The following is an 18,431-nucleotide window of genomic DNA, read 5'->3' on the forward strand; positions in this document are numbered from 1 at the left end:
TTGTCAATGAGCGATACATGTCTACCAGCGAAACAAAAACAACAGCTTATAGCTATAGTGTTGAATATATTTTAGATCGATCTCATTTTGAAGAAACCTTCGATGAGTCAGTTGTCATTAATACCAGTCCAAAGCGTTACTTAAAATCTGTGGCATTTTTAGTCGCTGGATTTTTAATGACCATCACCGAGTTAAGCCCCTATGTTGCTTACTTCTTTATTGGTTTAGGGGCAGTTGAAGCACTGCAAGTTAGGTTTAATCGCGCTTGGTGGTTAATGAGGCAACTAATAAGTAAGTCAGCGAATAACCCAGTAAATTTAACCATTGACGATAACGGTATTCATTCAAAGTCGACTTATATTGATCATCATTTAGCTTGGGATGATGTTTATCGCATTGCAGAAACAAGCCAAGGTTTTTTACTCACAACCCAATTAACCAAGCATTATGTTTCTAAGCGCTGCTTAGATGACACTTGCAGTGATTTTATTCGCCAAAAAATGAACTAAGCATCTGTTTACATAACGTGTTAACACTTAGAGGAACAATTATGACTAAACCATCATTAAGTTTAAGTATTGTCGTAAGCCTTGTTATCTGCAGTTTTTTCAGCACAGATGCCAATGGAATACCAGCCCCTGAGGATACCGTAAAATCATTAACGGCGGCCTGTGAAAATATGGCCGCTGAAGAACAAATTGAAGCCATCGAAAAACAGCAATTTATTACCGACTGCATCAATGCTCAGTTAATTGAAATGGGCTATCAAAGGCAAGCACCGCTAGAGATTGAACAATCAAATACTGAACCAGTTGAACAAGAATTAAATTAACGCCGTGACGCCTTTGGTTAAAAACGGCTTAATGTAAATTAATCACACCAGTATCAGTTTGTATCATTAAGGTAAAATCAGTGTAGCTAAATAATGAACAATGTTAACATTATGTTTATTGAAGTTTTATTGATTAGGTAGCAGCCTTAGATGTATCGATTATTGCTCATACTTACCATTGTTATTGCTGGTATCAAGCCAGCGCAAGCTGAAGACACCTGTCAAATTGATGGCGACTGCATTGTGGTTGGTCAATGGGATGTCAGTCTAGCTTTGGGCTGGGGCAATAAAACCAACCCAGTAAGTACCTATAAAGATATACCTATCTATGTCATACCCTCCGTCGCCTATTATGGTGAAAGCTGGTTTTTTGACAACTTCAATTTTGGCTACACCCTGGTAGAGCAAGAAAGCTTTACCATTAATATCGCATCTAGCTACAGTGACGAACGGGCTTTTTTTTATCGCTGGGACCCATCAAACATTTTTTTACCCCAAGCCAGTAGCTTTGATGAGACGGTTGAACTCCCTGCAGCGGATCTCACAGAATCTAGAGGTATATCACAACCTGAGGTTTTAAATGAGCTTGAAACCAGACACTTCACTGTATATGGTGGTGTGGAATTTTTTTGGTACGGCAAATTAGGTATATTAAGACTCACCGCAGCCCATGATTTACTTAATGTTCATAATGGACAAGAAGCCAGTGCCAGTTGGTCGTACTCTTTAGCTCTTGATAAATTCCGCTTTGATTTATCATTAGAAGCTGATTGGAAAAGTTCGCAAGTTATTGCTTATTACTATGGTATTAGATCAACTGAAAATCTATACTGGAACACGCAATATCAGCCAGGTTCTGGCTGGAATAAAGCGATTGAGCTAACGACACGTTATAGTCTTTCACAACGCTGGGATTTACTTTTAGCGGCACGTTACACCCGGTTAGCTGATGAAATTATTGACAGTCCAATTATTAATGAAAATTACTCTCGCTCCTACTTCATTGGAGCTGCATATAGGTTCTAATCTTGTTCAGTAAACAAGAATATAACCTCTATCACTTTTTCGGTATATTAATACTGATATTTAGTGCTTTCTGCGTCAAAGCTGATACGCTTGAAACGCAAGCACAGCTTTCGGCTACGCCTCATTTATGCCTCAAAGACGCTCAAAACAAACATTGCGAGATGGATATTGAGCTAAATTGGCAACTGAAAACTGACCAACTCATTTGTATTGAATCTAACTATCAAGCAATGAGTCGCTGGTGTAGTGATTCTACTGATGATCATTCATTGCAATTTTCAGTAAAAACCAATAAAGACATTCACTTTGTCTTGGTGAGTAAAAATAATAATAATAATGAATTGGCGGACGTAATCCTAAAAGTCACCACAATGTCCGAACCTAAAGTTCGCAGACGTTACCGAAATCCTTGGAGTTTATTTTAATGGCACCCCCCCCATCAACTCATAGAGTTCTGTTGGTAGAAGATGATATTCGTCTTGCCAACTTAATTGTGGACTACCTAAAATCACACGATATGCACGTTGAAGTTGAACGACGTGGCGATACCGTTTTAACACGATTGATTAGTTACAAGCCTGATATCATCCTACTTGATATTATGCTGCCTGGACTTGATGGATTAAGCCTGTGTGAAAAATTACCTGACTACTTCTCAGGCCCTATATTGTTAATGAGTGCGCTTGGCTCTCCAGAAGACCAAATCAAAGGCCTAGAATTAGGCGCTGATGATTATGTTGTCAAACCTGTCGACCCAAGCTTGTTAGTGGCACGTATAAACAACCTATTACGCCGTCAGGCACAACCGCCAAAACCAGAATCTCATTGTTTAAGCTTTGGTAAGTTAAGCATCGACCCGCATACCCAAGCGATTCGCTTAGGCAATACCGAGGTTGATTTAACTAGCCATGAGTTTGAATTATTGTGGTTACTGGCGTCACAAGCGGGGCAAGTATTAAGTAGACAATACATCTACCAATACTTACTCAATATCGATTTTGATGGTAAAGACAGAAAAATTGATGTGCGCATATCTCGCTTACGTAAAAAGCTTGGAGATAGTATCGAAACACCATTCAGAATAAAAACTGTTTGGGGACAAGGTTATTTATTCGCGCCTGAAGCGTGGAATAACTAATTAGGTCATAGAAGACTTTGAAAAGACTCTTCATCAGCCTATACCTATTACTTAGCTTAAGCTTTTTAGGTATAGGCTGGACATTAGATAGCCTCTGGCAACAGCAAGTCGATGAATACGAGAACATTGACTCGCCATTAATCGCCTTTGCATTATTATTGTCTTTGCAACCTAAAGAGCAGCGCTTAGCGCAGCTTAAAATCATTCAAAAGCAACACCCCTACCCGTTAGCTTTATTTGAAAAAGATGAAATTGCTTTAAGTGGCAATGTCGAATTCTTGGCCAATGAAATAGTCACCACCACCACAGATAGCAGCCACGAATTGCAATTTATTGCCGTGGGTGATCAAGTGTTAATGGCAGGCCCAGTAGATATCGATCCCCGCGGGTTGCTGCGTAATATTTTTACGATATTCTTTTATTTGATGCTGGCCTTTGTCGCCTTAATTTGGGTATGGCCATTATCCAAAGATCTCAAAACCCTTAAAAAAGCCACGCAAAACTTTGGTGAAGCCAAATGGGATACCCGTATTGAGCTCAATCCCGGCTCTCAAGTCGCACCGTTAGCCAACACCTTTAATGACATGGCGCGGCATATCAGTGATTTAATTGAAAACCAAAAACACCTCTCTAATGCCGTATCACACGAAATCAGAACCCCGCTAGCACGGTTAAAGTTTGCTTTAGCCTTACTACCACAATATTGTTTACCCAATAGCGATGAGCAACGACGCCAGCAATTTCTTGATGACATGCAAATTGATATCAAAGAAATGGAAACCTTACTGCAAGAGCTATTGACCTATGCCAGCTTAGAAGTGCAACAAGAGCCCACATTAGAGCGCTGCGGCTTAGTGTCCATTACAGAAGAGCTGATCACGCGTTTAACCCCATTAAGCGATAAACCGATTAAATTTAAGCATATGTATAGTGAGTTATATGTGATGGCAGAACCACTGCTGATTGAGCGTGCGATTCAAAATCTTGTTACTAACTCCCAACGCTACACCCATAATGAAATTGTTGTGTCTTTGTCTGAAGATGACCAACACCTGCTCCTAACAGTATCTAATGATGGTCCCGCGATCCCTGAAGAAGATCATGAAAGATTATTTGAGCCTTTTTATCGCAGTAAGTCACAGCACCAAGGCAATAAAGGCCATGGTTTAGGCTTAGCCATTATCAAACGCATCATGTTGCGCCACAAAGGCGATGTCACATTAACCAGTGATGATGACAACACTTGTTTCACTTTAATGTGGCCAAAAGTAAACGCGAACTAGCTGCAGAAAGCGCACATTAATCTCAATGGTTAGCTTAACGCTGAAGCTGACGATAGAAATAATGGAGATTGGCCGTTAGCGGCGCAGGCTGTAATAGACCCACCACATCAAACTCAATAATATTAATTACAGCTAAAGCCTACCTAAAACCACAAGGTTGCAATCACTAATCTAAGCTAAAATCAGCCAAATCAATGTTGTCATCATCAGTTTGTTCATCAAAGTCAAATTGTGGATTAGCCTGAGCTTGCTGCTGTTTTATCGCTATTTGATGGGCTTTAAATTTGGCATATTGTCGGCGGCGCTTTCGCTGCTGGCATAAGCGAATAATATTATGCTTTTGTGCATCAGAAAAATGCAGCCAGTTAAAACGCTCATCTCGATTTCTCAAACAGCCATTACAATATCCGCGCGCATCAGTTTGACACACACCTATGCAAGGGCTTGGGACGGAAAAAAAACTTAACTGTTCCATATTTAACTGACGTTTCTCTCCGACAAAATTGAAGTTTTATGCTTCTAACTTAGCATTAATTAACCAAAAAGCCATGTTCAGCGCTGGTTATTTGAGCGACGAATTCTGTGTAAGATTGGTTTACTGCAGGCTTTTGATTTAAGCTGATTATTAATTCGCTCAAGAAAACATCCTATAACAAACAGATTCATTGATTAACCGGAGCCACTTATGCTATTTCGTGCGTTATTTACAATGTTACTTCTACTAGGATTAAGCGCCTGCCAAAGCACCACAGGAAAGTCAGACTTTGATACCAAATATGACTTTAGTCAGTTAAAACGATTTCATTTTATTGAAGTGTCAAATCAAGGGGATCAACTTAGCGCCGAGCGGATCAGAGCCAGTATACGTGCCAATTTATTAGCCAAAAACTTTATCGAGCAAGTAGAAAATGACTTAGCCGTGAGTGGTGAAGCCACTGGTAATGACATAACTGGTGACTTTGGCGTCAGCTACGCCTTTTTAACCAAGGACAAACCAAAAAGCTCAGGGCTTTCTATTGGTCTAGGTACTGGTACTAGTGGCAGTAATGGTGGTATTGGGATTGGTACTAGCATGGGAATCCCCATCGGCAGTGACAGCGCTAAAATCCAAGTGATTCAAATTGATATTATAGATTTAAAAGATAACCGACTCATCTGGCGCGGCACTGATGAATATGACTTTGAATCTGGTGGTAATGAAAAAGTCACTGAAACGACCAAAACCATTAATACCATTCTGGCTCAGTTCCCGCCTCAGGCTGCTGTAAAATAACAATTAATCTTATTCTTTATAAGTTGCTAAAATAAAAAGTCCGCAATCGCGGACTTTTTTATAAAAGAATAATCACATTATCACTAATGCCCTTCAGCAAACAGATAATTGAGCCAACCTTGCATCCGCAATAACACTTTACGAATAATCGAAACATGAGTGAAATGCTCGGTATAAATTGCCGCTTGCCCTGCTACACCTGCAGGCAAGCTGGTGCGTAGTTCATCGTCAGCTAACTCGATTAATACTAACACCCGGCCACGCTTAAATAACTCATTTGAAGAGCGCAGCGCACCGCCAAATTGCAGCTCACCTTCTGACATTGCAGGTAATACCTTAACGACTTTACCTATATGTACTTGGCCAGGCATAGCATCAAGGATAATTTCCGCTTCATCACCTTCTTTTAAGCGCAGTAATGAATTTTGCCAAAATGCACCAGCAAAGTAGCGGTCTTCATCAGGTATAAATGTCATAGTGGGTCGCAGCGGAATAGGCACAGCCATCACCCCCGGACGCAACGCCATTTGAGTGACTATGCCATCAACTGGTGCTTTCACTTCGGTTTGTTCTAAATTAAAGATAGCGGCATCAAGTTCGGCTTTAACCACAGCTACATCAGTATTTACCCCGTCGATGTTTGACTCAAATGCCAGTCTAAAACGGATTTCTTCCGCTAACGCCGATTTAAAAGCAGCTTCTGCTGCTAAATATGATTGGCGTTTATTATCTAACTCAATTTCAGAAAATGGCGAGTTTCTACCACCTTTACGGCGACCTTCATCATAACGCTCAAAGGCAGATTTGGTTCTGTCACGATTAGCCTCTGCTTGCGCTGCGCGGGCAATCGCACTATCCCATGAGGCTTTTAATTGTGGCACGGCTTGCAGTGCATCTTCCAGTGCCGCTTCTTTTTGTTTAACGACAGCAATGAAAGGGGTTGGGTCGATTCTAAATAGCACTTCACCTTTTTTGACAGGGACATTGGGCTTAACATTGACTTCAACCACTAAGCCTTTTACTGCAGGATTGATTGGGATTGAAACGAAATATTCACGGGCAAACTTAGTATAAGGATGGTTATAGTTCATCAGTACTAATAAAGTACCAATTAATACTATTCCGCCTAACACCGCCGTTGGCACAGTCCATTTGTTGAGTGGGATTTTAAAAATTTTGAATATCGCCACACATAAAGCGGTATAGGTTAATATCAGTAACAGATCCATCGCTACGCTCCTTGTTCTGGCTGCGGTTGAGGTTTAACAGCATCGGTGACACTTGCTTGTTCCGATGGCGACTCAATAGAGATTAAACGCTCATTTAGGTCATTAACCTTATCTAACAATTCTTTCACTTCACCTTCCAACATAAGCTCTCGCTTCTTACCATCACTAAAGCCCCAGCCTCTATCTTCGCGGTATAAGGTTGCCCAAATCCATAAGAATGGCCAAATAGCGTGTAGGGTAAATAAACTGACCCAACCAGCGATATGCAAAGCATCCTGCTGTGGGTGATTACGCTTTTTAGCAATTTCATAGGGGATATCATGAATCGCGATAACACCGTAAAAAATAACTAATGCTACAAAAAACAGCAGTCCTAGAGCAAAATAATCCAAAAACATATGACACTCCTATCACAATCAAAGCAAAAGAAATAACAACCAAAATCAACAAACTTGCAACCTCAAGATAACACAAGGCAATAGCTAAAATAACCAATTAAAGTGCTTTATTCGCTATAAAAATAAGAGTTTTCACGTGATCTTTTACACACTTATCGGTTTAGCTAATCAATCAAATACGAATAAAAGGTAAACTGCCTCGGCTATTTTTTCCCCCCTACAAGGTTAAATAATGAATAACAATGTCCCTTTCACCTTTGGTACCGCTGAAACTGACGGTGCAGTTAAAGCCATGCTGCTAGGTTGTGGTGAGCTTGGTAAAGAAGTCGCTATCGAATTACAACGCTTTGGCATCGAAGTTATTGGCGTAGATCGCTACCCTAATGCTCCAGCCATGCAAATTGCACATCGTTTTCATGTGGTAAACATGTTGGACGAAAAAGCATTACGAGACGTTATTGAATTAGAACAACCGCATCTAGTGATCCCAGAAATTGAAGCTATCGCTACTCAAACCCTAGTTGAGTTAGAAAAAGGCGGCATCAATATCATTCCAACAGCTAAAGCGACTCAGTTAACCATGGATAGAGAAGGCATTCGCCGCCTAGCCGCTGAAACCTTAGGTATTCCAACATCGCCTTATTTCTTTTGCGATACATTCGCTGAGTTTACTGCCGCAATTGAGCAAATTGGTCAGCCCTGTGTGGTTAAACCTGTAATGAGTTCATCAGGTAAAGGTCAAAGCGTGATAAAAACCAATGCGCAAATTGAACAAGCTTGGCAATACGCTCAAGAAGGTGGCCGCGCGGGTGGTGGGCGAGTGATTGTGGAAGGCTTTATTGATTTTGATTATGAAATCACCTTGCTGACCATTAGTGCTGTCAATGGCATTCATTATTGTGATGCCATTGGCCACAGACAAGAAGACGGTGATTACCGTGAGTCTTGGCAGCCTCAAGCAATGTCAGCAGCTGCACTTACCAAAGCGCAGCAAATTGGTGAGCAAGTAGTAACCGCGTTAGGCGGCTATGGTTTATTCGGTGTTGAGCTGTTTATCAAAGGTGATGATGTTTACTTTTCAGAAGTATCACCAAGACCCCATGATACTGGTTTAGTCACGCTTATCAGCCAAGATTTATCTGAGTTTGCTTTGCATGTTCGGGCTATTTTAGGCCTGCCTATTACCGAAATTAAGCAACATGGCGCAAGTGCCTCTGCGGTTATTCTGGCTGAAGGAAAGTCTGAAAATATTCGCTATCAAGGCGTTGCTGAAGCATTAGTGCAAACGGATACCCAAATTAAGCTGTTTGGTAAACCTGATATTGATGGTAGACGCCGTCTGGGTGTTGCCTTAGCCCGTGATAACAATATTGATAATGCCATAACGAAAGCCATAGCATCGGCGGCAAAAGTTAAGGTTATATTTTAGCTTTACACTATGATAACTCGCCTATTACCACGTCATAATTACGCTTTGTGACCTAGGTTAATGATTGCTCGCTGTAGACATAAACGCCTAACCTCAAGCACATAAAGTACTAAGGTTAGGCTTTTTATTGGATAAATTCGATGTGGTATTAACATCACCTTGAAGGGCTTATGAAGCAGTTAGCTGCTTTTTCTTTTAGGCAGTGCTCTACCTTGCAAATGAAATAACACTAAAATTAACATCCTTAATAAGGATTTAAGTTTACCACCTTGCTCGAAACGCCCCGCTATCATCAACTTTTGCAAAACAAATATTTTACCGTAAACATTGGCAACCAGCTCATCAGAGCTTTTACCGATATATTTATCAAACTCAGGGTAATCAATAATGGCCTTGGCCAATAAGCTATTAGCAGTTAAACGATTAAAGTCATAACCTTGTATCATTGATTGCTTAAACACATCGACATCAATTCCTGCCACGATTTGATCAGCACTAAGACCCTGTTTTAGCCCTACAGCGATAAAATTGATATTGGCTTCAATTTCAAATAACAGCGCGCGTTGCTGGCCTTTATGCTTCTCAACCCGCGCATGCTCTTTTTCAAATACATCGTAAAGCGCTTTCCATAAACTCATATTGCACAAATATCCTTATTTGTTTTTCTGGCTAAGTAACCTGATTACATGGGCTGTTTTTTAAAAATTGCGCCACATTATCCACGGCAATATTTAACAGATTTTGCCTTGCCTCTGTTGTTGCCCAAGCGATGTGAGGGGTAATAATGGTATTTTTAGCCGCTAATAACGGGTTATCAGCCATTGGCGGCTCGCTTGAAAGCACATCAAGTGCAGCGCTAAGGCGGTTGTCATTTAACGCATCTGCCAATGCTACTTCATCCACTAAACCGCCTCGAGCGGTATTAACCAGTAGCGCGTTAGGCTTAAACAACTCAAGACTTTGAGCATTGATCATTTTATCAGTGGCTTGATTAAGCGGACAATGCAACGACACGATATCTGACTGGCTTAATAACTTATTGAGCGTCTGCCATTGAACACCTGCAGGTAAATCCGTTTTGGGTGTCGATGTGTTAATTAACACATTCATATTAAATGCCAGCGCTAACCTTGCCACTTGTTGACCAATATCACCATAGCCAACAACCCCCATAGTTTTGCCTTTAAGTGATACTAAAGATGAAAGCGTAAAACAAAAGTCTCTTGATTGACTCCACTGACCTTTTTTTACTGCTTTATCATGTAAATCCACCTGCTGGGTATGTTGCAGTATTAAAGCAAATACCATTTGCGCCACAGCATCAGGGCCATAAGCAGGCACATTGGTTACAACTATCTGCTGCGCGCTAGCCGCTGCGATATCAACCACATTGGTACCTGTTGCCGTCACACCTATGTATTTAAGCTGTGGACATTGGCTTATCACCTCAGCATTGATTACCGCTTTATTGGTTAAAATTATATCGGCATCTTTGCTACGGGAGATAATATCTGCCGCCATAGTGTGTTCATAAACGCTAAGCTCACCCAGCGCAGCTAACGATGACCAATCTAAATCACCCGGATTTAATGTATGGCCATCAAGTACAACAATTTTCATGTTCGGTCACCTAATTAAAATTTAACCTCTAAACCAATATTGCCCTGCCCTTGCCACATGATATCGGCAGAAATATTCCACACACATTCATTGGGGCCGCAGAAAAAGCTATTGTTTGAGTTAACGAATGTAGCGTAGCCTCTTACATCGGCAAATAAGGCCACTTGAGAGGTAATGTCATAGGCTACGCCGCCGCCAAATCCCATTGAAAAACGGGTTTCAGTTGAAAAGTCATTGCTCGGTCGCATGTGCGTGACACCGGCAGTGACGGTAACGTAAGGTTTAACGCGGCCATTGGGGAAAAATAAACTTCCACCGACATGGAAATAATCAACATCAAGATCAGTAAAGACATCCGCACTAAAAGCATTGCTTCTCAAATCAGTTTTTTGCGTGCTATACAGAAAGTAGATATTACCTGGGTCTTTGGTCGTGACTCCTGCCATAAAGCCATAATGCTCAGATTCGGTTATTTTTAGCTTATCTGTTTGCTGACTATTCAGATCGCCAATGTCAAATTCTGTACTGCCAAAACTATAACCGCCAAAAGGAGCAACAAACACCTCAGCTTGAGCAGAGGTTGCTAACAACGCCAAACTTACTAGACTCACAGTCGCTTTATATTGCATAGAAAACTCCCTTTAACATCACTTCTTAATGATGATTATTGTGTTTACCACCCCTGCGCTTATTTCATTCCTCGAGATGTTTTAACTGTTTCATAAGCAGATTGAATGTCTTGAGCTTTACTTTTTGCCAGCTCCATCATTTCTTCTGGCAAACCTTTAGCGACCAGTTTATCTGGATGATGCTCATTCATGAGTTTTCGATAAGCACGTTTGATTTCTTGGTCGCTGGAAGACTCCTGCTTACCCAATAGTGAATAAGCGTCTTCAAGCTGCATGTGGCTGCCATTAGCCGTTTGATGATGGTGAAACTCTGCCTGCCAACGATTAAGTAGCGCATCCAAATGAGCTTGGCCTAACCCTAACTCTTTGGCTATGGTTGATAAAATCTGCTTTTCTTTGCTATGTAATTCGCCATCAGACAGTGCGGTTTGAATTTGAATTTCAAGAAACATTTGTAATATTTCACGGCGACCTTGGGTCATCACTCGAAATTCGCGCAGGGTTTTGACTAAGTCGAAATTGGCATCGCGTCCATTTCTAAATGCTGTTTGCGCATCACGTCTTGCATCGCCAGTTAACTTCATTTGATCCATCAGCATAGTGGCAATACGAATATCCACATCCGTCACATGGCCAGAAGCTTTGGCAACATGGCCCATAACTGTAAAGGTTGTATTAAAAAACTCAGCTTGACGCTGATGCCCCTTACGCAGCATCTCGGCAAAACCACTGCGTTTATCGTACATATGCCCAAGCCAAAGCCCTAATAGGGCGCCGAAACCTTTACCAAACATGTAGCCGATAATAAAACCGAAAACCTTACCCCAAATACGCATTCATCTTCCTGTTGTTAATTTGTCTTACTGCTGAGCTCATCACTGTCTATGTCGACTGGTTATTTATGGCGCATGTCGTCATGTGCTTACTGCGGCTTGCTTACAATTTACGTTTCTGCCGATATGGTGCCTGTTGCCAAGTAGTTTGTTAACAAGTCTAACCGCTCAATGGTACCTACATCACACCAGTAAGTACTGGTACGACTACCGATAATCTTTTTATCAGCCATTTTGTGACGTAATAATGGCCCTAAGGCTTGCTTACCTGCGCCAATGTCAGCAAACATTTTGGGATGATAAATCCCCATGCCTGAATAGGTTAGCTTATTGGCACCCGCTTGCGCTAATTGCGCTCCAATAATCGCAAAATCACCTTCTGGGTTATGCTGAGGATTATCAATTAACCATAAAAAAGCCTCTAATGCGGGTTCAGCTTTTAATTGTGCCATTGCCTGGGTGATATCAGGCAGTTCATCGATATATATATCGCCATTGATAACCAAAAAAGCTTCGTCACCTAATAGGCTTAGGGCTTGTTTAATACCGCCAGCAGTTTCTAAGGCGTTCTCTTCAGCACTATAGTTAATAGTGAGCCCCCACTGACTGCCATTGCCTAGCGCTTGTACTAATTTATGCCCTAACCAAGCATGGTTGATGACAACTTCTTTGATACCAGCGGCGGCTAACTTTTCTAAATGGTAAACAATTAGCGGTTTACCCGCTGCTGCAACCAAAGGTTTGGGAAGTGAATCTGTAAGCGGTCGTAATCGCTCACCACGACCCGCAGCCAAAATCATGGCTTTCATATTTTAATGTCCATAAGGTTAAGCTTATCTGTGTATATTAACGGTAGCCGCACGAATATCATTGATCTGTCGCATCTGCAGTAAAATGCGTTAGCACCTTTTGTTGCAACCATTGACCAAAGTCTTGTAGCTCTGGGTATAAAGCGGCAATATCAACGATGTAACTAAGGGTAAGTGGAATATCCTTCAAATAACCGGCTTTGCCATCACGCAAATTCAGCCGTACAAAAATGCCGGCGGCTTTTATGTGGCGCTGCATTCCCATTAAATCAAACCAGCGCTGATATTGGCTAAAGCTTACACCATCATCAATTAATCCATGCTGAATACATAAATTAAAATGATCCATTTGAAGCTGATTAACCACAGCATCTGGCCATCTCACATAACAGTCTCGCAGTAATGACACCGCATCATAGGTAACAGGGCCAATCACCGCATCTTGAAAATCAATTAAGGCTAATTGTTGCTGATTTATGAGAATATTGCGGCAATGAAAATCACGGTGCATTCCGACACTAGGCTGCTCAATTGCATTGGCGGTTAACACCCCAAAAGCATTCTCGATAATGCCATGCTCATCTTCACTCAGGGTTAATTGCAAATGCTTCAATAACAGCCACTCGGTAAAAATGGCTAACTCTCGCTGCACAAAAGCGGCATCGTATTGCGGTAAATCCCCCTTAATGGTGGACTTAACCTGTGCCACTTGCGGCAATAACCCTAACGCTTGCTGATAAAAATCAATCACAGATTGGTCATTCAGGCGTGTTATGAGTTGCTCATCGCCTAAATCTGACTGCAATACAAAGCCGTTAATATCATCTTGTGCTATAACTTCAGGTACCTTTAATCCTAATTGTGCGTATGCAGCTGCTAGCTCAATAAAGGGCGCTATGGGTACCAGTTCAATAGGCGAATCAGAGACGATATACGTATTTGCTAAATGCTGAACGCGAAAATAACGACGAAAACTGGCATCACCACAAATGAGTGTTGGGGTGATATCTGTGTTGAAATGTTGACTTAACCACTTACTCAGTAAAATAAATCTTGTATCAGATAAACTCATCTCAATGGCTCTTATGTAAAAATTGCTTTATTATAGCCAACATAACATTTGGAAACAGCTAAAGATAAAATGTTAGCTGTGGCTCTTTTTTCAATTCATTTTGTCTAGACTAAGAATTCATAATCAATTATTAACATGCAGATCCGTTATTTCCTGGCATTAAGCCTGTTACCAAACCTAGTCTTGGCACAAGAGTCTCCTGAAATTGAAGAGGCTCAGCTTCAGTGTGCAGTGCAGGCCCCCGTTTCACCGTCAATAAACGACCGTGATAGCATTAGCAATATTTCAGCTGAAGATATTGTCATTATTTCCGATCGCTCTGAAGCAGCCATGGGCGATAAAGCCCATTTTTCTGGTAATGTCAGTTTCAGCCAAGGTAGTCGCCATATCAGTGCTGACGAAGCCATCTTAGATCAAAAAAATGAACAATTAGATGCTAATGGCAATCTGATTTTCAGTGATGAGCAATTTACCGTAACTGCAGATTCATTAGATGCGCAAATGCTGACCAACAGCGCCACCCTTACTGGGGCTAAGTATTGGCTTAATGGCCAACAAATTAACGGCGATGCTCAGCAATTAAAAATTACCGAACAAAACAATTTAGAGCTCAGTAACACCAATTTCACCACCTGCCCCCCTGGCGATAACTCTTGGCGCCTTGAAGCCAAAGAAATACGCATCGACAGCAGTGAAGAATGGGGTGAGATCTGGGATGCTAAATTACGCATAGCCGATGTACCGATTATGTACATCCCCTATATGACCATTCCGGTTTCAGATAAAAGAAAGTCAGGCTTCTTATTTCCCAGTTTTAGCACCAGTACCACCAATGGCGTTGAAGTCAGTGTGCCTTATTATTGGAATATCGCCCCAGAATACGACTTAACCTTTACCCCAACCTATATGTCAGCCCGTGGGTTTTACAGTAAAACAGAATTTCGATACTTAGCCAGTGAACAACAAAATGGTCAATTCAACTTTGAATTCCTTGCTAATGACGACAAGTTAGATAATAGCCCTGACCGCTACCTGTACCATTGGCGCCATCAAGGCGCAATAAATGACAATTGGCGTGTACAAGCTAACTTTACAGATGTCTCAGACAATAACTATTTCAATGATCTCAGTTCTGATGTTAATCGATCAACGGATAATCAGCTTTCACGTATTGGTGAAATTAGCTACTTTGAACGAGATTGGAACCTCGGCATGCGGGTACAAGACATTAAAGTTCTCGGCGAAGAAGAGAGCCCTTATCAGGTTATGCCTCAGCTGAACTTTAACTATCAGACTAATGATTTTTGGAATGGGTTAGATTTTAAATTCAATTCTGAGCTAACCAATTTTCAACATACAGAAAATGACTATGCCACGGCGACACGTTTTCATATGGAGCCAAGTATAAGCTGGCCGATACAGGGGCCTGCAGGTTCTGTGACCAGTGAAGTTAAATTACTGCAAACCCAATACTGGCAAGACAACAATAACAGCAATGATGAACTGGATGACACGGTTAACCGAACCATTCCTCAAGTGCGAATTCACGGTCAAATTAATTTTGAACGTCAGTTAGCCATGCTTGGCAGTAATTACAAACAAACCTTAGAGCCACAATTTCAATATTTATATGTCGGCTACGAAGACCAATCTAATATTGGGATTTATGATACTGCCCAGTTACAAGAAGATTACTTTGGCTTATTTAGAGACCGCCGCTTTTCTGGTTTAGATAGAATTGCAGACACCAATCAAATAACCTTAGGGGTTACAACGCGCCTCTTTGATGAGTCCAATGTTGAAAAATTTAAATTCAGCATAGGTCAAATTGTGTTTATTGAAGATAGTAAAATAAATAGTTACAACGACATAGAAGCGGACGCATCAACCTCTGTGCTTGCCGCTGAAATCGATGCCAATATGTATCAAGATTGGTTTATTAGTGGTGCAGTGCAATTTGATACTGAAAACGGTGAGAATAAGAAAAGTGAAGTCACCTTAGATTTTAGGCCCAGTAATGACAAATTATTACAGTTTAGCTATCGCTATGTGCCTGATTTGCTTAACACCAACACTAATGACAGAGTGAACATATCTCAAATAGGCATGCGCACCTCATGGCCAATAAGTGATGATTTATATTTTGTCGGTAACTTTTATTACGACTTAAATGAATCAAGAAATATTGAAACCTATACCGGTGTCCAATACGAATCTTGCTGCTGGGCATTGCGCTTAAGTTACCATTACCGCATTAAAACTAATTACGATGATGATTTAAATCCAAGTTTAGATACCCGAGAAGAGTTTGAAAGTGGTGTATACCTTAACTTTATCATTAAAGGCTTAGGTGGTTCTGGCCCCCTAGGTGTCGAAGACATGCTTGATGACGGATTATTTAACTATCGTAAACCACTTTACTTGAGGAATTAGCCATCATTTGTGGTAGATTGCTGAACCTACTGGAAAACAAACAGTCCTAATAAAAGATAACAACACTGTATGTGGTATATATTCCACTGCAATTAAAACTAAAAGTGCCAAGGATTTCGTGGATGAAACACTGTAAGAAAATGATTTTTGCTTTATTTACTTTGGCAATGAGCCAAGTAACCATCGCGGCGCCAGTTCCCCTCGACCGCGTATCAGTACAAATTAATGAGGGTATTATTCTTGAAAGTGAAATCACTCATATGGTGGCGTCGGTAAAAGCCAATGCGCTAAAAGCAGGCCAAGGCTTACCGTCAGATAATGCACTTCGCACTCAAGTTATTGAACGTTTAATTTTGACTCACTTGCAATTGCAAATGGCAGAACGTATTGGTCTATCTATTGGTGACCTACAGCTTGATCAAACCATTGAGAATATTGCTAAAGAGCAAAAGCTAACGGTTTCTCAAATGCAACAACAAATTGAAAGCGAAGGCATGAGCTATGCGCAATACCGTGAGCAATTACGTGAAGAAATCACCCTAGGTGAAATCCAACGTATTCAAGTTCAGCGTCGTATTCAAGTCTCACCTCAAGAGATCAGTAACTTAGTTAAAATGATCCAAGAGCAAGGTTTAAAAGATGTCGAGTTCCAAGTTGGACATATCTTAATTGAAGTGCCAAATAACCCAAGCAGTGAACAACTAGAAGCATCGAGCAAACGGGCGAATATCGTATTAGACCGCTTAAATGAAGGTGAAGATTTTCGCCGTACAGCTATCGCATCTTCATCAGGGCCTAAAGCGCTTGAAGGTGGTATCTGGGATTACATGAGCGTGAACGAAATGCCAACCTTGTTTGCTGAGGTAGTAACTGACGCTAAAACTGGTGATGTCATTGGCCCAATTAAAAGTGCCTCAGGTTTCCATATTATTAAAATCATGGACGCTCGCGGCCTGCAAACCAAAGAAATCAATGAAGTAAGATCACGACATATTCTGCTGAAACCATCACCGATCCTTTCAGAAGATCGTGCTAAAGCAATGCTAGAAAGCTTTTTAGCTCAAGTTCGTTCAGGCGAAGCTGATTTTGCAGCACTTGCCCGCCAATACTCTGAAGATCCAGGTTCTGGGGCAAAAGGTGGTGAATTAGGCTGGGCAGAACCGACTGTATATGTACCTGAGTTTGCTCAAACATTATCAAGCTTAGAAATTAATGAGTATAGTGAACCCTTTAGAACAACCCATGGATGGCACATCGTTCAACTTGAAGAAAAACGTAAAACTGATGCTACTGCTCAGTTTAATAGCAATCGTGCTCACCAGTTGATTTATCGTCGTAAGTTCAATGAAGAGCTACAAAACTGGTTAGATGAAATGCGTTCAGAAGCCTATATTGAAGTTTTTGAACCTGAGAGTACTCGAGGTTAAGCTAACTTAATGACAATACGTATTGCGATTACGCCGGGTGAACCGGCGAGTATCGGCCCAGATCTTGTTATTAAACTTGCTCAGCAGCCATGGCCTGCTGAGTTAGTTGTTTGCGCCGACCCAGAATTATTAACTAGCCGAGCAAAAATGCTTGGCTTGCCGCTGACATTAAGACCTTACCAGCCAACGTTACCTGCTAAGGCTCAGGAAGCTGGCACCTTAACCATTGCGCCATTTACTCTTGCTGCAGAAGTTGAATGCGGCAAATTAAATGAGCTTAACAGTGAATATGTGGTCGACACCTTGCGTTATGCGGGTGAGAAAAACATGACCAATGAATTTGAAGCTGTGGTAACGGGCCCTGTTCATAAAGGCATTATTAATCAAGCGGGTATACCTTTTAGCGGCCATACTGAATTTTTTGCATTACAAGCAAATTGCCAAGATGTGGTAATGATGCTGGCAGCGCCAGGTCTGCAGGTGGCGTTAATGACCACCCACATTCCACTGGCTTATGTTGCAAAAGCCATTACACGCGAGCGTTTACATCATATAATACAAATCTTGCACAGTGAGTTAGTGCAAAAGTTTGGCATTACTTCACCTAAAATATTCGTCTGCGGCCTTAATCCGCATGCTGGTGAAGATGGACACTTAGGCCGAGAAGAGATCGATATCATGATCCCTGCTCTGAATGAACTTAGAGAGCAAGGTATTGATATTGTAGGTCCATTACCTGCAGATACTTTATTCCAGCCTAAATACTTACAAGAAGCAGATGTGGTTCTTGCTATGTATCATGACCAAGGACTTCCAGTACTTAAATCTTTAGGTTTTGGAAAATCGGTTAACATTACCTTAGGTCTTCCGTATATCAGAACCTCTGTCGATCATGGCACAGCTTTAGAGCTAGCCGGAACCGGTGAAGCTGATAGTGGTAGTTTTACCTGTGCATTAAATAAAGCCATTGAATTGGCCTCAAAAGTAAGTAGTTAAATTT

General features: G+C 41.2%; 20 protein-coding genes. 11 read left to right on the plus strand and 9 right to left on the minus strand.

Annotated elements, in window-relative coordinates:
* The first annotated feature begins 17 nt into the window (after positions 1-17).
* The 6 genes from BCU57_RS11695 (at position 18) to BCU57_RS11720 (ending at position 4,279) form a co-directional block, all read left to right on the plus strand.
* Positions 18-509 (plus strand): YcxB family protein, encoded by a 492-nt coding sequence (locus tag BCU57_RS11695; RefSeq protein ID WP_102438820.1) that lies wholly within the window; start codon positions 18-20, stop codon positions 507-509.
* 41 nt (positions 510-550) lie between these two features.
* Complete coding sequence (locus BCU57_RS11700; protein WP_102438822.1) at positions 551-832, plus strand: hypothetical protein; 282 nt, start codon at positions 551-553, stop codon at positions 830-832.
* 150 nt (positions 833-982) lie between these two features.
* Positions 983-1,858 carry a MipA/OmpV family protein gene (locus BCU57_RS11705; protein WP_102438824.1) on the plus strand — a complete coding sequence of 292 codons (876 nt, stop codon included), beginning with the start codon at positions 983-985 and terminating at the stop codon, positions 1,856-1,858.
* Positions 1,859-1,860: 2 nt separating this feature from the next.
* Positions 1,861-2,283, plus strand: coding sequence for a DUF3019 domain-containing protein (locus BCU57_RS11710; protein WP_157936437.1), 423 nt, complete (start codon positions 1,861-1,863; stop codon positions 2,281-2,283).
* A complete protein-coding gene (locus tag BCU57_RS11715; protein WP_102438828.1) occupies positions 2,283-2,996 on the plus strand; it encodes a winged helix-turn-helix domain-containing protein in 714 nt (237 codons plus the stop codon). The genes BCU57_RS11710 and BCU57_RS11715 overlap by 1 nt, the downstream gene beginning before the upstream one ends.
* 17 nt (positions 2,997-3,013) lie before the next feature.
* On the plus strand, positions 3,014-4,279 hold the full coding sequence (locus BCU57_RS11720) for an ATP-binding protein (RefSeq protein ID WP_102438830.1): 1,266 nt from the start codon (positions 3,014-3,016) through the stop codon (positions 4,277-4,279).
* A 166-nt stretch (positions 4,280-4,445) separates the two neighbouring features.
* Here the strand turns inward: BCU57_RS11720 and BCU57_RS11725 are convergent, their stop codons facing one another.
* Entirely contained in the window at positions 4,446-4,754 is a 309-nt protein-coding gene (locus tag BCU57_RS11725; RefSeq protein WP_102438832.1) for a DUF1289 domain-containing protein, read from the minus strand.
* Positions 4,755-4,964: 210 nt separating this feature from the next.
* Here BCU57_RS11725 and BCU57_RS11730 point away from each other — a divergent pair, with 210 nt between their 5' ends.
* Complete coding sequence (locus BCU57_RS11730; protein WP_102438834.1) at positions 4,965-5,552, plus strand: DUF4136 domain-containing protein; 588 nt, start codon at positions 4,965-4,967, stop codon at positions 5,550-5,552.
* Positions 5,553-5,635: 83 nt separating this feature from the next.
* On the opposite strand, the gene BCU57_RS11735 is transcribed toward BCU57_RS11730, so the two are convergent.
* Together BCU57_RS11735 and BCU57_RS11740 are read right to left on the minus strand one after the other, a co-directional pair.
* Positions 5,636-6,781, minus strand: a complete 1,146-nt coding sequence (locus BCU57_RS11735; protein WP_102438836.1) for an HlyD family secretion protein — start codon at positions 6,779-6,781, stop codon at positions 5,636-5,638.
* 2 nt (positions 6,782-6,783) lie between these two features.
* Complete coding sequence (locus tag BCU57_RS11740) at positions 6,784-7,179, minus strand: DUF3302 domain-containing protein (protein ID WP_241900959.1); 396 nt, start codon at positions 7,177-7,179, stop codon at positions 6,784-6,786.
* 232 nt (positions 7,180-7,411) lie between these two features.
* Between BCU57_RS11740 and purT the strand changes: the two genes are divergently transcribed.
* Positions 7,412-8,608, plus strand: coding sequence for a formate-dependent phosphoribosylglycinamide formyltransferase (purT, locus tag BCU57_RS11745; RefSeq protein ID WP_102438838.1), 1,197 nt, complete (start codon positions 7,412-7,414; stop codon positions 8,606-8,608).
* Between the two features lie 179 nt (positions 8,609-8,787).
* Here purT and BCU57_RS11750 read toward each other — a convergent pair whose 3' ends face one another.
* The 6 genes from BCU57_RS11750 to BCU57_RS11775 all read right to left on the minus strand — a co-directional run bounded on the left by BCU57_RS11750 (position 8,788) and on the right by BCU57_RS11775 (position 13,571).
* The gene (locus BCU57_RS11750; protein WP_102438840.1) at positions 8,788-9,246 is read right to left on the minus strand and encodes a hypothetical protein; all 459 of its coding nucleotides are present in this window, start codon (positions 9,244-9,246) and stop codon (positions 8,788-8,790) included.
* Positions 9,247-9,277: 31 nt separating this feature from the next.
* Positions 9,278-10,228, minus strand: coding sequence for a D-2-hydroxyacid dehydrogenase (locus BCU57_RS11755; RefSeq protein WP_102438842.1), 951 nt, complete (start codon positions 10,226-10,228; stop codon positions 9,278-9,280).
* A 14-nt stretch (positions 10,229-10,242) separates the two neighbouring features.
* Positions 10,243-10,857 carry an outer membrane beta-barrel protein gene (locus BCU57_RS11760; protein ID WP_102438844.1) on the minus strand — a complete coding sequence of 205 codons (615 nt, stop codon included), beginning with the start codon at positions 10,855-10,857 and terminating at the stop codon, positions 10,243-10,245.
* A 59-nt stretch (positions 10,858-10,916) separates the two neighbouring features.
* Entirely contained in the window at positions 10,917-11,693 is a 777-nt protein-coding gene (gene djlA, locus BCU57_RS11765; protein ID WP_076541194.1) for a co-chaperone DjlA, read from the minus strand.
* 107 nt (positions 11,694-11,800) lie between these two features.
* Positions 11,801-12,499, minus strand: a complete 699-nt coding sequence (murU, locus tag BCU57_RS11770) for an N-acetylmuramate alpha-1-phosphate uridylyltransferase MurU (RefSeq protein ID WP_102438846.1) — start codon at positions 12,497-12,499, stop codon at positions 11,801-11,803.
* A 58-nt stretch (positions 12,500-12,557) separates the two neighbouring features.
* Entirely contained in the window at positions 12,558-13,571 is a 1,014-nt protein-coding gene (locus BCU57_RS11775; protein WP_198589940.1) for an aminoglycoside phosphotransferase family protein, read from the minus strand.
* 135 nt (positions 13,572-13,706) lie between these two features.
* Here BCU57_RS11775 and lptD point away from each other — a divergent pair, with 135 nt between their 5' ends.
* The 3 genes from lptD (at position 13,707) to pdxA (ending at position 18,427) form a co-directional block, all read left to right on the plus strand.
* Entirely contained in the window at positions 13,707-16,004 is a 2,298-nt protein-coding gene (gene lptD / locus BCU57_RS11780; RefSeq protein ID WP_102438848.1) for an LPS assembly protein LptD, read from the plus strand.
* 122 nt (positions 16,005-16,126) lie between these two features.
* Positions 16,127-17,431, plus strand: a complete 1,305-nt coding sequence (gene surA, locus BCU57_RS11785; protein WP_102438850.1) for a peptidylprolyl isomerase SurA — start codon at positions 16,127-16,129, stop codon at positions 17,429-17,431.
* A 9-nt stretch (positions 17,432-17,440) separates the two neighbouring features.
* Entirely contained in the window at positions 17,441-18,427 is a 987-nt protein-coding gene (pdxA, locus tag BCU57_RS11790; RefSeq protein ID WP_102438852.1) for a 4-hydroxythreonine-4-phosphate dehydrogenase PdxA, read from the plus strand.
* Positions 18,428-18,431 lie beyond the last annotated feature (4 nt).

The organism is Shewanella sp. 10N.286.48.B5 (assembly GCF_002874355.2).
In the GTDB taxonomy this organism is placed as follows: domain Bacteria; phylum Pseudomonadota; class Gammaproteobacteria; order Enterobacterales; family Shewanellaceae; genus Shewanella.

Coding starts and splice junctions, on each gene's coding strand:
- BCU57_RS11695 (WP_102438820.1), top strand. CDS start 18: ATGTCTACCAGCGAAACAAAAACAACAGCTTATAGCTATAGTGTTGAA.
- BCU57_RS11700 (WP_102438822.1), top strand. CDS start 551: ATGACTAAACCATCATTAAGTTTAAGTATTGTCGTAAGCCTTGTTATC.
- BCU57_RS11705 (WP_102438824.1), top strand. CDS start 983: ATGTATCGATTATTGCTCATACTTACCATTGTTATTGCTGGTATCAAG.
- BCU57_RS11715 (WP_102438828.1), top strand. CDS start 2,283: ATGGCACCCCCCCCATCAACTCATAGAGTTCTGTTGGTAGAAGATGAT.
- BCU57_RS11725 (WP_102438832.1), bottom strand. CDS start 4,754: ATGGAACAGTTAAGTTTTTTTTCCGTCCCAAGCCCTTGCATAGGTGTG.
- BCU57_RS11730 (WP_102438834.1), top strand. CDS start 4,965: ATGCTATTTCGTGCGTTATTTACAATGTTACTTCTACTAGGATTAAGC.
- BCU57_RS11735 (WP_102438836.1), bottom strand. CDS start 6,781: ATGGATCTGTTACTGATATTAACCTATACCGCTTTATGTGTGGCGATA.
- BCU57_RS11740 (WP_241900959.1), bottom strand. CDS start 7,179: ATGTTTTTGGATTATTTTGCTCTAGGACTGCTGTTTTTTGTAGCATTA.
- purT (WP_102438838.1), top strand. CDS start 7,412: ATGAATAACAATGTCCCTTTCACCTTTGGTACCGCTGAAACTGACGGT.
- BCU57_RS11750 (WP_102438840.1), bottom strand. CDS start 9,246: ATGAGTTTATGGAAAGCGCTTTACGATGTATTTGAAAAAGAGCATGCG.
- BCU57_RS11755 (WP_102438842.1), bottom strand. CDS start 10,228: ATGAAAATTGTTGTACTTGATGGCCATACATTAAATCCGGGTGATTTA.
- BCU57_RS11760 (WP_102438844.1), bottom strand. CDS start 10,857: ATGCAATATAAAGCGACTGTGAGTCTAGTAAGTTTGGCGTTGTTAGCA.
- djlA (WP_076541194.1), bottom strand. CDS start 11,693: ATGCGTATTTGGGGTAAGGTTTTCGGTTTTATTATCGGCTACATGTTT.
- murU (WP_102438846.1), bottom strand. CDS start 12,499: ATGAAAGCCATGATTTTGGCTGCGGGTCGTGGTGAGCGATTACGACCG.
- BCU57_RS11775 (WP_198589940.1), bottom strand. CDS start 13,571: ATGAGTTTATCTGATACAAGATTTATTTTACTGAGTAAGTGGTTAAGT.
- lptD (WP_102438848.1), top strand. CDS start 13,707: ATGCAGATCCGTTATTTCCTGGCATTAAGCCTGTTACCAAACCTAGTC.
- surA (WP_102438850.1), top strand. CDS start 16,127: ATGAAACACTGTAAGAAAATGATTTTTGCTTTATTTACTTTGGCAATG.
- pdxA (WP_102438852.1), top strand. CDS start 17,441: ATGACAATACGTATTGCGATTACGCCGGGTGAACCGGCGAGTATCGGC.